At 75.0% G+C, this 12,729-nt stretch carries 16 protein-coding genes and 4 tRNA genes; 7 read left to right on the forward strand and 13 right to left on the reverse strand.

All coding sequences use genetic code 11. The features are described from left to right. Positions 1-106: 106 nt before the first annotated feature. The 4 genes from rplK to ACRYR9_RS12975 all read right to left on the reverse strand — a co-directional run bounded on the left by rplK (position 107) and on the right by ACRYR9_RS12975 (position 2,155). Positions 107-538 (reverse strand): 50S ribosomal protein L11, encoded by a 432-nt coding sequence (rplK, locus tag ACRYR9_RS12960; protein ID WP_242126783.1) that lies wholly within the window; start codon positions 536-538, stop codon positions 107-109. 157 nt (positions 539-695) lie between these two features. Continuing rightward, positions 696-1,682 (reverse strand): transcription termination/antitermination protein NusG, encoded by a 987-nt coding sequence (gene nusG / locus ACRYR9_RS12965; RefSeq protein ID WP_432495374.1) that lies wholly within the window; start codon positions 1,680-1,682, stop codon positions 696-698. 62 nt (positions 1,683-1,744) lie between these two features. Beyond that, complete coding sequence (secE, locus tag ACRYR9_RS12970) at positions 1,745-1,972, reverse strand: preprotein translocase subunit SecE (protein ID WP_166609996.1); 228 nt, start codon at positions 1,970-1,972, stop codon at positions 1,745-1,747. Between the two features lie 110 nt (positions 1,973-2,082). After that, positions 2,083-2,155 (reverse strand) — tRNA-Trp (locus ACRYR9_RS12975). Positions 2,156-2,328: 173 nt separating this feature from the next. Here ACRYR9_RS12975 and ACRYR9_RS12980 point away from each other — a divergent pair. From ACRYR9_RS12980 to ACRYR9_RS13000, 5 genes are read left to right on the forward strand one after another with little or no spacing between them, the layout of a single operon-like run. Then, positions 2,329-3,561: a pyridoxal phosphate-dependent aminotransferase gene (locus ACRYR9_RS12980; RefSeq protein WP_432495372.1), complete on the forward strand. Its 1,233-nt coding sequence runs from the start codon at positions 2,329-2,331 to the stop codon at positions 3,559-3,561. Beyond that, positions 3,558-3,995 carry an ACT domain-containing protein gene (locus ACRYR9_RS12985; protein ID WP_432495370.1) on the forward strand — a complete coding sequence of 146 codons (438 nt, stop codon included), beginning with the start codon at positions 3,558-3,560 and terminating at the stop codon, positions 3,993-3,995. The genes ACRYR9_RS12980 and ACRYR9_RS12985 overlap by 4 nt, the downstream gene beginning before the upstream one ends. Before the next feature lie 22 nt (positions 3,996-4,017). Then, complete coding sequence (locus tag ACRYR9_RS12990) at positions 4,018-5,079, forward strand: adenosine deaminase (RefSeq protein ID WP_432495368.1); 1,062 nt, start codon at positions 4,018-4,020, stop codon at positions 5,077-5,079. Between the two features lie 45 nt (positions 5,080-5,124). Next, positions 5,125-6,045 (forward strand): hypothetical protein, encoded by a 921-nt coding sequence (locus ACRYR9_RS12995; RefSeq protein ID WP_432495366.1) that lies wholly within the window; start codon positions 5,125-5,127, stop codon positions 6,043-6,045. Beyond that, a complete protein-coding gene (locus tag ACRYR9_RS13000; RefSeq protein WP_432495364.1) occupies positions 6,042-6,434 on the forward strand; it encodes a GntR family transcriptional regulator in 393 nt (130 codons plus the stop codon). The genes ACRYR9_RS12995 and ACRYR9_RS13000 overlap by 4 nt, the downstream gene beginning before the upstream one ends. On the opposite strand, the gene ACRYR9_RS13005 is transcribed toward ACRYR9_RS13000, so the two are convergent. The 8 genes from ACRYR9_RS13005 to ACRYR9_RS13040 all read right to left on the reverse strand — a co-directional run bounded on the left by ACRYR9_RS13005 (position 6,400) and on the right by ACRYR9_RS13040 (position 10,288). Then, positions 6,400-7,512 carry a UDP-N-acetylmuramate dehydrogenase gene (locus ACRYR9_RS13005; protein WP_432495362.1) on the reverse strand — a complete coding sequence of 371 codons (1,113 nt, stop codon included), beginning with the start codon at positions 7,510-7,512 and terminating at the stop codon, positions 6,400-6,402. The genes ACRYR9_RS13000 and ACRYR9_RS13005 overlap by 35 nt on opposite strands. Beyond that, positions 7,509-8,726, reverse strand: a complete 1,218-nt coding sequence (locus ACRYR9_RS13010) for an MFS transporter (RefSeq protein WP_432495360.1) — start codon at positions 8,724-8,726, stop codon at positions 7,509-7,511. Before ACRYR9_RS13010 ends, ACRYR9_RS13005 begins: the two co-directional genes overlap by 4 nt. Continuing rightward, complete coding sequence (locus ACRYR9_RS13015; protein WP_432495358.1) at positions 8,723-9,148, reverse strand: MaoC/PaaZ C-terminal domain-containing protein; 426 nt, start codon at positions 9,146-9,148, stop codon at positions 8,723-8,725. The genes ACRYR9_RS13010 and ACRYR9_RS13015 overlap by 4 nt, the downstream gene beginning before the upstream one ends. Then, positions 9,145-9,606, reverse strand: coding sequence for an FAS1-like dehydratase domain-containing protein (locus tag ACRYR9_RS13020; protein ID WP_432495356.1), 462 nt, complete (start codon positions 9,604-9,606; stop codon positions 9,145-9,147). The genes ACRYR9_RS13015 and ACRYR9_RS13020 overlap by 4 nt, the downstream gene beginning before the upstream one ends. Positions 9,607-9,625: 19 nt before the next feature. Further along, positions 9,626-9,793, reverse strand: coding sequence for a 50S ribosomal protein L33 (gene rpmG, locus ACRYR9_RS13025; protein WP_012085006.1), 168 nt, complete (start codon positions 9,791-9,793; stop codon positions 9,626-9,628). A 152-nt stretch (positions 9,794-9,945) separates the two neighbouring features. Further along, a tRNA-Met gene (locus ACRYR9_RS13030) sits at positions 9,946-10,018 on the reverse strand. 33 nt (positions 10,019-10,051) lie between these two features. Beyond that, positions 10,052-10,123: transfer RNA gene (locus ACRYR9_RS13035), tRNA-Thr, on the reverse strand. 83 nt (positions 10,124-10,206) lie between these two features. Further along, a tRNA-Tyr gene (locus ACRYR9_RS13040) sits at positions 10,207-10,288 on the reverse strand. A 98-nt stretch (positions 10,289-10,386) separates the two neighbouring features. Between ACRYR9_RS13040 and ACRYR9_RS13045 the strand changes: the two genes are divergently transcribed. Further along, complete coding sequence (locus tag ACRYR9_RS13045; RefSeq protein WP_432495354.1) at positions 10,387-10,878, forward strand: YajQ family cyclic di-GMP-binding protein; 492 nt, start codon at positions 10,387-10,389, stop codon at positions 10,876-10,878. Then, positions 10,875-11,801 (forward strand): alpha/beta hydrolase family protein, encoded by a 927-nt coding sequence (locus ACRYR9_RS13050; protein ID WP_432495352.1) that lies wholly within the window; start codon positions 10,875-10,877, stop codon positions 11,799-11,801. The genes ACRYR9_RS13045 and ACRYR9_RS13050 overlap by 4 nt, the downstream gene beginning before the upstream one ends. A gap of 11 nt (positions 11,802-11,812) precedes the next feature. Here the strand turns inward: ACRYR9_RS13050 and htpX are convergent, their stop codons facing one another. After that, positions 11,813-12,697 carry a zinc metalloprotease HtpX gene (htpX, locus tag ACRYR9_RS13055; protein ID WP_432495350.1) on the reverse strand — a complete coding sequence of 295 codons (885 nt, stop codon included), beginning with the start codon at positions 12,695-12,697 and terminating at the stop codon, positions 11,813-11,815. Between the last annotated feature and the right edge of the window lie 32 nt (positions 12,698-12,729).

Raw genomic sequence — 12,729 nt, forward strand, 5'->3', positions numbered from 1 at the left:
GGCGACGAGCGAGTCGTAGTGGCCGTCGCGCTGGCCGCCCCCCCGCCCGCCCCCCCCCCCCCCGCGCGCCCGCGCCCGCCCGCCCCCCCCCCGCTGCGGGAGGACGTCAGTCCGAGACGGTGATGCCCATCGACCGGGCGGTGCCGGCGATGATGCGGGCCGCCATGTCGACGTCCTTGGCGTTGAGGTCCTGGAGCTTCTGCTCGGCGATCTCGCGCACCTGGGCCTGCGTGAGGTTCGCGACCTTGGTGACGTGCGGCTCGCCGGAGCCCTTGGCGACGCCCGCGGCCTTCTTGATGAGCTCCGCGGCCGGCGGCGTCTTGGTGATGAAGGTGAAGGAGCGGTCCTCGTAGACCGTGATCTCCACCGGGATCACGTTGCCGCGCTGGGCCTCGGTCTGCGCGTTGTAGGCCTTGCAGAACTCCATGATGTTCACGCCGTGCTGACCGAGCGCGGGGCCGATCGGCGGGGCGGGCGTGGCCTGGCCGGCCTTGATCTGGAGCTTGATGAGGCCGGCGACCTTCTTCTTGGGGGGCATGCGCGATCCCTTCTCAGGCTGTGGGTGGCCGTATCGGTGCCCGCGGATCGGGCGACGACGGGTTGAGGCCGCCGTCCAGTCTACGCCGACCGCGCGAGGGGCGTGCACGCGCGACGAGCCCCCTGCCGAGGGGGCAGGGGGCTCGTGAGCGACGGCGTCAGATCTTGGCGACCTGGTTGAAGTTGAGCTCCACGGGCGTCTCGCGGCCGAAGATCGACACCAGCACGGTGAGCTTCTGCCGGTCCGCGGAGATCTCCGAGATGGTCGCCGGCAGGGTCTCGAAGGGGCCCTCCATGACGGTGACCGACTCGCCGACCTCGAAGTCGACCTCGCGCGGGGCGGCCGCGGCGGTGCCGCCGGCGGCGGTGGCGTCACCGGCTCCGCCGCCCTTCGGCTTCTGCTGCAGGGCGGGGGCGAGCATCGAGAAGACCTCGTCGGTGGACAGCGGCACCGGCTGGTGGGTGTTGCCCACGAACCCCGTCACGCCCGGGGTGTGCCGCACGGCGCCCCACGACTCGTCGGTCAGGTCCATGCGCACCAGGACGTAGCCGGGGATGCGCACGCGGCGCACGTTCTTGCGCTGGCCGTTCTTGACCTCGACGACCTCCTCCATGGGCACCTCGACCTGGAAGATGTAGTCCTCCATGTTGAGGCTGGTCATGCGGGTCTCGAGGTTGGTCTTCACGCGGTTCTCGTAGCCGGCGTAGCTGTGGACGACGAACCACTCGCCGGGCATGCGCCGCAGCTTCTTGCGGAACTCCTCCGCCTCGTCGACGTCCGCGTCGAGGTCGTCGACCTCGCCCACGGGGTCGCCGTCGGCCGGGCCCGCGGCACCGAGGTCGTTCGCCTCGTCGCCCTCGGGCGCGCCCACGGCGTCGGCGAGCGGTGCGTCCGGCGTGTCGGCGGCCTGCTCGAGCGCAGCCTCCGCGTCGGCCTCGGCGTTCGCCTCGACGTCCTCGGCGTCGTAGCCCGTCAGCGAGGCGTCGGCCTCGGTGCGCTCGGCCTCGTACTCGCCCACCGGCACGGACGACGGCTCGGCCGCGGAGCTGAAGACCTCATCGCTCCCCGCGTCGAACGGCTCGCCGCCCTCCGGGCTGTCGTCGGTGCGCCGCTCGCCGAGCGAGGGACCCCACTGCTCCGACACGGTGCTGACCTGCTTCCTTCGGGATAGGGACTCCGCGCACCGCAGCGGTGCGCCGCCGTCCGTCAGGACCCGAACACCAGCAGGACGAGCTTGCCGATGCCGTAGTCCAGGACGGACACCAAGAGCATCATCACCACGACGAAGACCAGGACGACACCCGTGTAGCTCAGCAGGTCGCGGCGGGTGGGCCAGACGACCTTGCGCAGCTCCTCGACCACCTGGCGCAGGAAGAGCAGGACACCGCCGCGGCGCTTGGCCGCCGCTCGGTCCGCGGCCTTCGTCTCGCTCACGTCGACCTGCTCCCCACCGTCTGCCGGTGCTCCGGTGCTGACTCGCCTGGTGCTGACCCGCTGCGCGCTGATGCGGCGGGCGCGTCCCCGGGGGACGCGGGTGGTGCTCGCAGGGCAGGAGGGACTCGAACCCACAACCGCCGGTTTTGGAGACCGGTGCGCTACCAATTGCGCCACTGCCCTGAGCGGTTCGGCGCACCTCGGGGGCACGCTCCACCACGGCGGGACGAGCCCGCCGTCGAGTACTCTAGGCGAGAACACGCCGCGACGTCGAACCCGACGCACCGGGCCGGGCTCCCGGGCCACCGGGACGACCGGCGCGGGACGCGGGCGGGCGGCGCGGGCGGGGTGCCAGGATGGGAGCCGTGTCCGCTCCGAGCGCCCCCAGCCGCCCCCGAGTGTCCGCCCGCGTCGCCGGCATCGCCGAGTCCGCGACCCTCGCCGTGGACGCGAAGGCGAAGGCGCTCAAGGCCGCCGGCCGCCCCGTCATCGGCTTCGGCGCCGGGGAGCCGGACTTCCCCACCCCGCCGGCGGTCGTCGAGGCCGCCGTCGCCGCCTGCACCGACCCCGCCAACCACCGCTACACCCCCGCAGGGGGGCTGCCCGCGCTGCGCGAGGCGATCGCCGCCAAGACGCTGCGCGACTCCGGCTACGAGGTGTCCCCCTCGCAGGTCCTGGTCACCAACGGCGGCAAGCAGGCCGTCTACGAGACGTTCGCGGCGCTGCTGGACCCGGGCGACGAGCTGCTGCTGCCCGCCCCCTACTGGACGACCTACCCCGAGGCCGCCCGGCTGGCCGGCGGCGTGCCGGTGGAGGTCTTCGCCGGCATCGAGCAGGGTTACAAGGTGACCGTCGAGCAGCTGGAGGCGGCGCGCACCCCGCGCACCAAGGCCCTGCTGTTCAACTCGCCCTCCAACCCCACCGGCGCCGTCTACTCCCCCGAGGAGGTCCGCGCCATCGGGCTCTGGGCGCTGGAGCACGGCGTGTGGGTCGTCACCGACGAGATCTACGAGCACCTCGTCTACGACGGCGCCCGAGCGGCCTCGGTGCCCGTGGAGGTCCCCGAGCTCGCCGACACCTGCGTCGTCCTGAACGGCGTGGCCAAGACGTACGCGATGACCGGCTGGCGGGTGGGCTGGCTCGCCGGGCCCGCCGACGTCGTCGGGGCGGTGGCGAACCTGCAGTCGCACCTGACGTCCAACGTCGCCAACGTCTCCCAGCGCGCCGCGATCGCCGCCCTGTCCGGCGACCTCGAGGCCGTGGCGGCCATGCGCACCGCCTTCGACCGCCGCCGGCGGCGCATGACCGAGATGCTCTCCGCGATCGACGGGGTCGAGTGCCCGCTGCCCGAGGGCGCCTTCTACGCCTACCCCTCCGTCGAGGGCTTGATCGGGAAGTCGTTGCGGGGCAGCGAGATCACTTCCTCGGCCCGGCTGGCGGAGCTGATCCTGGCGGAGGCCGAGGTGGCCGTCGTGCCCGGTGAGGCCTTCGGGCCCAGCGGGTACCTGCGACTGTCCTACGCACTGGCGGACGCGGACCTGGAGGAGGGCGTGGGGCGGATCCAGCGGCTGCTGGCCGAGGTCGTGTGAGCGCCCCCGGCGGCGAGCGCGACCTCGCCGTCCTGCTGCGCTCGCTGCGCCCGGTGCGCCGCCCCGGCGAGTTCGCCTACCGGCACCTGCCGCCGGGCAGCACCGTCGCCGACGTCCCGCGCGCGCTGGAGCCGGCGGCGACCGTGGTCGAGGACGAGGGCCTGACGCTCGTGCTGCCCGCCGAGCGGGCCGCGGAGCTGGGCGAGCCGGCCGCCGGGGACGAGCGGTACGCGTGGATCTCGCTGGAGGTGCACTCCGCGCTGGACGCCGTGGGGCTGACCGCCGCGCTCAGCCGGGCGCTGACGGACGCCGGCATCCCCGCCAACGTGCTCGCGGGGCGCTTCCACGACCACGTGCTGGTGCCCGTCGAGCGGGCGGAGCAGGCTCTGCGAGTGCTCACCGCGCTCTCCGGCGCCGACCAGCCGATCACCTGACGCACTGGCAGACTCACTCGGCGTGACGCGTTCTCTGGAGGCGCTGCCGAAGGCCCACCTGCACCTGCACTTCACGGGGTCGATGCGCACGAGCACCCTGGTGGAACTGGCCGAGACGCACGGGGTGCGGCTGCCTGCCGCGCTGACCGGTCCGCACCCGCTGTCGCTGTCGCCGGACGCGCGCGGCTGGTTCCGCTTCCAGCGCCTCTACGACGCCGCCCGCGCGTGCGTGCGCACCGCCGGGGACATGCGCCGCATCGTGCTCGAGGCGGCCGCCGACGACGCCGCGGAGGGCTCGAGGTGGCTGGAGCTGCAGGTGGACCCCACCTCGTACGCCGTCCACGTCGGCGGTCTCACGCCGGCGCTGGAGATCGTCCTGGACGCCGCCCGGGAGGCCACCGCGCTGACCGGCACGGCGGTGGCGGTCGTCGTGGCCGCCAGCCGGGTGCGCCACCCGCTGGACGCGCGGACCCTGGCCAGGCTCGCCGCCCGGCACGCCGGCCAGGGGCCGGGCACGGTCGTCGGCTTCGGGCTGTCCAACGACGAGCGGCGCGGCACGACGAGCGAGTTCGCCGGCGCCTTCGCCATCGCCCGCCGCGCCGGCCTGGCCTCGGTCCCGCACTCCGGCGAGCTGCTGGGACCGGCGCACGTGCGCGAGACGCTGGCGGCGCTGCAGCCCGACCGGCTGGGTCACGGGGTGCGCAGCGCCGAGGACCCGGACCTGCTGCGCCGCGTCGTGGACGCGGGCGTCGCCCTGGAGGTGTGCCCGGCGAGCAACGTCTCCCTGGGCGTCTACGGCGACCTGGCGCACGTGCCCCTGCGACGGCTGCTGGAGGCCGGCGCGACCGTGGCCCTCGGCGCGGACGACCCGCTGCTGTTCGGCCTTCGCCTGGCGGCGCAGTACCGCAGCGCCCGCGAGGACCACGGGCTCGACGACGCCGCGCTGGCGGGGCTGGCGAAGGCCTCGATCAGCGCTTCGCGGGCGCCGGCGGCGACGAAGCGGGCGCTGCAGGCGCAGGTGGACGACTGGCTGGCGGCTGCTCCGGACGGGGTGGAGGGGCTGGCGCGGACCACCCCGGCGTGATTGACTCAATTGAGCGAATCAATGGGTCGATGATGAGGAGGCACCGTGTTCGCGGGCCTGGTCGTGCTGGGGCCGCTGCTGGTGAGCCTGGTGCTCGCGGGCGCGGCGGCCACCCTCACCGCGCGCCGCCGGGTGCCGGACGCCGTGCTCCCGCTGCCCGTCGCCGGAGCACGGCGCCGCGGCGACGTGTGGACGGGGCTCGCCGGACTGGCGGCCGCCGGCACCGCAGCGGGGTGCGTGGCGGGTGCGTGGCGCCTGCACGAGGAGCGACTGGTCGTGCTCGCCCCGCTGGCCGGGGCCACCGCCTACGCGCTGGTGGCCCTGGTGGCGGAGGCGACGTGGCCCCGCCCGGTGGCCCGGCTGCGCAGCGCGCGGCTGCTGGTGCGCTCGGTGCGCGACAGCGCCTCCCCCGGCCTGCTCCGCTGCGCCGCCGCGGTCGGCGCCCTGCTCGCCGCGACCTGCTTCCTCGGCGCCGCCCTGGGGGCCGAGGACGGGCGGTCGGTCCAGTGGTCCTCCCCCGACGGGCTGGCGACCTGGAGCGCCGCCACCTTCCCCGGGGCGGCGCTGACCGTCCCGGTCGCAGCCCTGGCCGTGCTCACCGCCGTCGTCACCGGCGCCGTCCTGCACCGGGTGCCGGTACGGCCGTCGGCGCCGGCGAGCGACGACGCCACGGACGCCGCGCTGCGCCGGGTGGCCGCGCACCGGGTGCTGCGCACCTCGACCGCCGCCGCGACCCTGACGCTGGCAGGCCTGCTGCTGCTGGCGGGGAGCTCGGCCGGCGGGCTCGGCGGCGAGTACCAGGTCGCGCCGGACGCCTGGCGCTCCTCGACGCCACCCCGGGGGTGGAGCGCGCTGGCCGTGGTGGCGCTGTGGAGCTCACCGGTCCTGGCGCTCGCCGGGCTCGCCGCGCTCTTCTGGCCCGCTGCGGGGCTGCGGCGGGAGCGTGCGGCGGTGCGTGCCGCGTGAGCGGGCTGCGCCTCGTCGTCGACACCGCCTCCCCCGTGCCGGTCTACGAACAGCTGCGCCGGCAGGTGGCCACGCTCGTCACCACGGGTGCGCTGCGCACCGGTGACCGGCTGCCCGCCGCCCGGGCGCTGGCGGCGGACCTCGGCCTGGCGCTCGGCACGGTGCAGCGCGCCTACCGGGAGCTGGAGCTGGCCGGGCTCGTCGCCTCGCGCCGGCGCACCGGCACGGTCGTCACCGCCTCCGCCGCACCGGTGGACGAGGAGGTCCGCTGGGCCGCGGAGGGCTACGTGGAGCGGGCGCTCCAGGCGGGGCTGGGCCAGGAGGAGGTGCTGGACCTCGTGCACGACGCGCTGCTCAGAGCGAGCAGCCGACGAGCACCGGCTCGTTGACGATCCGCACGCCGAAGCGCTCGTGGACCCCGGCGGCCACCTCGCGCGCCAGCGCCAGCAGGTCGGCGGCGCGCGCCGAGCCGCGGTTCGTCAGCGCCAGCGCGTGCTTGGTGGACAGCGTCGCGGGGCCGGGTGCGCCGTACCCCTTGCCGAAACCGGCGCGCTCGATGAGCCAGGCGGCGCTCGTCTTCACCAGCGGCTCACCGTCCGCGCCGGTGCCGGCCGGGTACCGGGGGGCGCCTTCGGGGAGCACGGACGCCTCCTGCGGCGTCAGCACGGGGTTCGTGAAGAACGAGCCGGCGCTCCAGGTGTCGTGGTCGTCCAGGTGGGCCTCGTCCCACACCATGCCCTTGCCCTCGCGCAGGGCGAGCACGGCGGCGCGCACGGCGGTCATCGGCACGCGCTCGCCGACCTCCACGCCGAGGCGGCGGGCCAGCTCGGCGTAGGCGACCGGCGCGGAGCGGTCGTCCAGCGGGAGCTGGAAGGTGACCTCGAGCACGACGTAGCGGCTCTCGGCGTGCTCGCCGTGCAGCGCCACGCGCTCGGTCTTCAGCCGGGAGGTGCGGTAGCCGAAGCGCAGGTCCGCGGCGGCGAAGGTGCGCTGGCGGCCCGCCACGCGGTCGAAGGTGCGCACGGTGGCGATGGTCTGGGAGACGTCCTGCCCGTAGGCGCCGACGTTCTGCACGGGCGTGGCGCCCACCGTGCCGGGGATGCCGGACAGCGCCTCCAGACCCGACCAGCCGCTCGCCACGGCCCGGGCGACGAGGGCGTCCCAGCGCTCCCCCGCCGCGGCGGTGACCACGGCCCCGCCGCAGGCGTCCTCGGAGCCCAGCCGCACGCCGGTGGTGGCAACGCGCACGACGGTGCCGTCGAAGCCGGCGTCCGAGACCAGCAGGTTGGAGCCGCCCCCGACGAGCAGCAGCGGCTCACCCGCGGCGTCGGCCGCGCGCACCGCCTCGACGAGCTCGTCCTCGGTGCGGGCCGTCACGAGCCGGCGGGCGGGGCCGCCCACCCGCAGGGAGGTCAGCGGAGCGAGGGGGGCTCCGGCGGCGGGGGTGGTCGTGGTGGGGCTGGTCACGAGGAGCTCCCGGGAGCGGTGGCGGGCGGGCGGGCGACGCCCGAGAGCACCAGGGCGATCGCCGCGGCGACGGCGGCGGCGAGCAGGGCGTCGAGGATGCCGACGTGCTCGGCGAGCAGGCCGAGCAGGGGCGGGCCGGCGAGGAAGGCGGCGTACCCCACGGAGGACACCACGCTGACGCGGGCGGCCGCGCCGGCCTCGTCGTCGGCGGCGGCGCTCATGCCCAGCGGGAAGCCGAGGGCGGTGCCCACCCCCCACAGCGCCGCACCGGCCACGGCCACCGGCACGGACGGGGCGAGCGCGAACACCAGCACGCCGGCCACGGCGAGCGCGGCGCAGCCGCGCAGCGCGGCGACCCGGCCCGTGCGCTCCAGCACGACCGGACCCAGGAGGCGGCCGACGGTCATGAAGACGACGAACGCCGCGAACCCCGCGACACCGACCTCCTCGGCGGCGCCGTAGCCGTCGACGACCCCCACGGCCAGCCAGTCGTTGGCGGTGCCCTCGACGAACGCCATGCACAGGACCATCAGCCCCAGCAGCAGGGTGCGCGGCTCGCGCCAGGCGGTGCGCAGCGAGATCGAGCGAGGCGCCTCCTGACCGGGCTCCAGAGCAGCGGGAGCGCCGAGGAAGGAGCGCACGGCGAGCAGGGCCCCGGCCAGCGCCAGCACGGCCGCGCCGCCCAGGTGGACCCAGGTGGGCACGTCCGCGGCCAGCAGCAGCACGCCGAGCCCGGCGGCCAGCACGGTGCCCAGGCTGTACCCGGCGTGGAAGCGGGACATGATCGAGCGGTCCAGGCGGCGCTCGACGGCGGCGCCCTCCACGTTCATCGCCACGTCCCAGGCGGCGGTGCCGGCACCCTGCACGGCCAGCCCGGCCGCGACCACGGGGACGCTGGTCAGCGCGTCGGCACCGATGGAGACGGCCAGCAGACCCACCGCGACGGCCACGGCCCCGGCGGCGACGGTGCGCACCCGGCCGAGGCGCATCACGACGGCCCCCGCCAGCGGCATCGTCACGACCGAGCCGACGGACAGGGCGAGCAGCAGGAGCCCCAGCTGGTCGAACGACAGCCCCAGCGAGTCCCGCACGGACGGGATGCGCGCCACCCAGCAGGCGAAGGCGAAGCCGTTGAGGACGAAGGCGGCGAAGACGGCGTTGCGGGCGCGCAGCCCTTCGCGGTCGGCGGCCGCCGCGGGTGCGGCGGAGCTCACGGCAGGCGGACGACGGCGCGGGCGCGGCCCAGCACCTTGACGCCGGCGCTGGTGACGGCGAGGTCCACGGTGGCCGTGCGGTGCTCGGCGTCGACGGCGGCGACCGTGCCGGCGACCTCGACGACGGCGGCACCCTGCGCGGGCACGACGACGGGCGCCGTGAACTTGGTGGCGAACTCCAGGACGGCGGCGGGGTCACCGGCCCAGCCGGCGGCGCTCTGGCCGGCCAGCCCCATGGTGAGCATCCCGTGGGCGATGACGTCGGGCAGGCCGACGGAGCGCGCGACGGTCTCGTCGAGGTGGATGGGGTTGCGGTCGCCGGAGGCCTCGGCGTAGGCGCGCAGGTCCGCACGGGTCACCTCGTGGCGGGCGGGCGGCAGTGCGTCGCCGACCTGGACGTCCTCGAAGCGGACGGTGCTCACTGCTCCTCCGGGGCGCGCACGACGAGGGTGGAGACGGCGGTGCACACGGGGGTGCCGTCCGCCAGGCGCAGCTCGGTGCGGGTGGTGACCATGGCGTTGCCGCGCACGACGCGGACGCGGTCCACGTGCAGCTCGGCGGTCAGCTCGTCACCGGCCACGACCGGGCGGTGGTGCGTGAAGGACTGCTCGCCGTGCACGACGCGCGAGTAGTCGATGCCTGCCGCGGGGTCGGTGATGAACTGCGCGTCGGCCCGCTGCGCCAGGGTGACGGCGAACGTGGGCGGCGCCACGACACCCGCGTGGCCGAGGGCCCGCGCAGCGGCGTCGTCGTGGTGGGCCGGGTGGACCGCCCGCACGGCCCGGGCGAAGGCCCGGACCGCGTCGGCGGTCACGACGGTCGCCCCGGAGGCGGGGTAGACCCGCCCCTGGAAGGACTCGTCGACGGTGACGGACGTCACTTCGGCGATCGAGCTCTGGTCAGCGGGTCTCGCGGTGCGTGGTCTTCTTGCCGCAGCGCGGGCAGAACTTCGCCAGGTCGAGCCGGTCGGGGTCGTTGCGCCGGTTCTTCTTGGTGATGTAGTTCCGCTCCTTGCACTCGGTGCAAGCCATGGTGATCTTGGGGCGGACGTCGGTGGTCTTGGCCACGGCGGGTTGCCTCTTCCTGAACTGGGGTCCTGCGGGCGACTTCAGCGCCGCGATCTCGCCCCCCAGGGTACGCGACCGAGCGCCCGGACCACCACGCAGGACGAGCGGCCGCCCCGGGGAGGCGGCCGCTCGTCACGACGTTGCGGTGTCCGTAGCGGAGGCCGGACTTGAACCGACGACACAGCGATTATGAGCCGCTTGCTCTACCAACTGAGCTACTCCGCCGCGCACCGGCGGGGGTGACCCGCGGGTGCTGAGAGCCCCGATCGAGGATTGAACTCGAGACCTCTTCCTTACCAAGGAAGTGCTCTACCACTGAGCTATCGGGGCGTGCTAGCCGCTCGCACGACGTGAGGTTAACCCTACACGCCGCGACCCGGGCCCGTTGCCGGGCCCGGGTCGCGCTCGCGACGTGGCGGGTGATGGATTCGAACCAACGAAGGCAATGCCGGCGGATTTACAATCCGCTCCCTTTGGCCGCTCGGGCAACCCGCCAGTGCTCCTGGAGGACCAGGTGCGGGTGAGAGGATAGCAAGGTCTGGCGGCCGGCACGAACCGGCCGCACGCACCGCACCCCGGAGGGAACAGCTCACGTGCCCAGCGAGTCCTCGTTCGACGTCGTCAGCAAGGTCGACCGCCAGGAGGTGGACAACGCCCTGAACCAGGCGGCCAAGGAGATCTCCCAGCGCTACGACTTCAAGGGCACCGACGCCTCCGTGCGCTGGAGCGGCGAGTCGATCCTCATGGTCGCCAACTCCGAGGACCGCGTGAACGCCGTGCTCGACGTGCTGCAGACCAAGCTCATCAAGCGCGGGGTGTCGCTGAAGGCGCTGGACACGTCCGAGCCGGCCCCCTCGGGCAAGGAGCACCGCATCACCGCCACCCTCAAGGAGGGCCTGGAGCAGGACGTCGCCAAGAAGATCGGCAAGCTCGTGCGCGACAGCGGGCTGAAGAGCGTGAAGACGCAGATCACCGGTGACGAGATGCGCGTCAGCTCCAAGAGCCGCGACGACCTGCAGGAGGTCATCGCGCTGCTCAAGGGCGCCGACCTGGACGTCGCGCTGCAGTTCGTCAACTACCGGTGAACCGGGGCGCCGCGCGCCGAGCCGTGCTGGCCGGCGCGGCGGGGCTGGCGCTCGCGGCGTGCTCCGGGGGCGACCCGGAACCCGCTCCCGCGAGCAGCAGCCCCGCACCGACCACCCCGGACGACCAGGGCGCCCCCGCACCCGACGGGCTGCGGGAGTCGCAGCGCACCGAGCGGCGCTACGGCTCCCACCCCCGCCAGGTCGCCGACCTCTGGCTGCCGCAGGGTGAGCACCGCGACGCGCTCGTCGTCCTCGTCCACGGCGGCGCCTGGCGCGGGGAGGTGGACCGTCGCGACGTCAACCCGCTCGTGGCGGACCTCGTGGGCCGCGGCTGGCCGGTGCTGAACGCCGACTACCGAGGCGTGGGGGACGGCGGGGGGTGGACGAGCACCTTCACCGACCTGGCGAGCGCCGTGGACCAGGGTGCGGGGGTGCTGCGCGAGCTGGGCCTGCCCGAGGAGCGCACGCTGGTGCTGGGGCACTCCGCGGGCGGGCACCTGGCGGTGTGGGCCGCCGCCCGGCACCGGCTGCCCGCGGGCGCCCCCGGGGCCGACCCCCTGCTCGCGCCGGCGTTCGCGGCCTCCGCGTCGGGGGTGCTCAACCCCACCGCGCTGGGCGGTCCGGACGGCGACCCGAACGTGCGCAACGTCTTCGGCGGCGCGCGCGAGCAGGTGGACGGGCACTACGCCGTGGGCGACCCCACCCGCCTGGTCCCGCTGGGGATCCCGCTGCTCGTCGTGCACGGCACGGCGGACGAGACGGTTCCGCACCAGCAGGCGCAGGCCTTCGCCGACGCGGCGAGCGCCGCCGGGGACGACGTGCGCCTGGAGCTGCTCGACGGGGTCGGGCACCAGGACCCCCTCGACCCGGACGGCGAGTCCTGGCCGCTGGTGCGCGACTGGCTGGAGGGCGTCCTCGCCTGAGCGGGGCCGCCTCAGCGCCGGTAGCCGGCCATCGCCTCCAGGCGCGCGATGCGCTCGGCCATCGGGGGGTGGGTGGAGAACAGCCGGCTGACGCCGCCGCCGTGGAAGGGGTTGGCGATCATCATGTGGCTGGTGTTCACGAGGTCGCGCTCCGGCGGCAGGGGCAGCTGCCGCGTGCCCAGCTCCAGCTTGCGCAGCGCCGACGCCAGCGCCAGCGGGTCGCCGGTCAGGCGTGCGCCGTCCTCGTCGGCGTCGTACTCGCGGGTGCGGGAGATGGCGAGCTGGATGACGCCGGCGGCCAGCGGCGCGACCAGCGAGAGCGCGAGCAGCGCGAGCGGGTTGGAACGGCCCTCCCCGTCGCGACCGCCCGCGCCGAGGAACGCGCCGAACTGCGCGAACTGGGCGACCGACGTGATGACGCCGGCCAGCGCCCCGGCCACCGAGGACGTGAGGATGTCGCGGTTGTACACGTGCTGCAGCTCGTGGCCGAGCACGCCGCGCAGCTCGCGCTCGTCGAGCAGCTGCAGGATGCCCTCGGTGCAGCACACCGCGGCGTTCTGCGGGTCGCGGCCGGTGGCGAAGGCGTTGGGCGCCATGGTCGGCGACACGTACAACCGCGGCACCGGCTGGTGGGCGCGCGCGGACAGCTCCCCCACGATCCGGTACAGCGCCGGCTGCTCCGCCTGGGAGACCGGGCGGGCGCGCATGGCGCGCAGCGCGAGCTTGTCGGAGTTCCAGTAGCCGTAGGCGGAGGTGGCCACGCCCAGCCCGGCGAAGACCAGCAGCACCACCGGCGCGCGGAACGTCGACGCCAGCAGGGCGCCGAGCAGGAGCAGGACGGCCCAGATCGCGCCGAAGAGGACCGCGGTCTTCAGACCGTTGTAGTGACGGTGCATGCGGTGCTCTCGTCCTCCCCCAGTCCACGTCC

Origin of the sequence: Kineococcus auxinigenes (genome assembly GCF_050871525.1) — a bacterium.
GTDB lineage: Bacteria > Actinomycetota > Actinomycetes > Actinomycetales > Kineococcaceae > Kineococcus.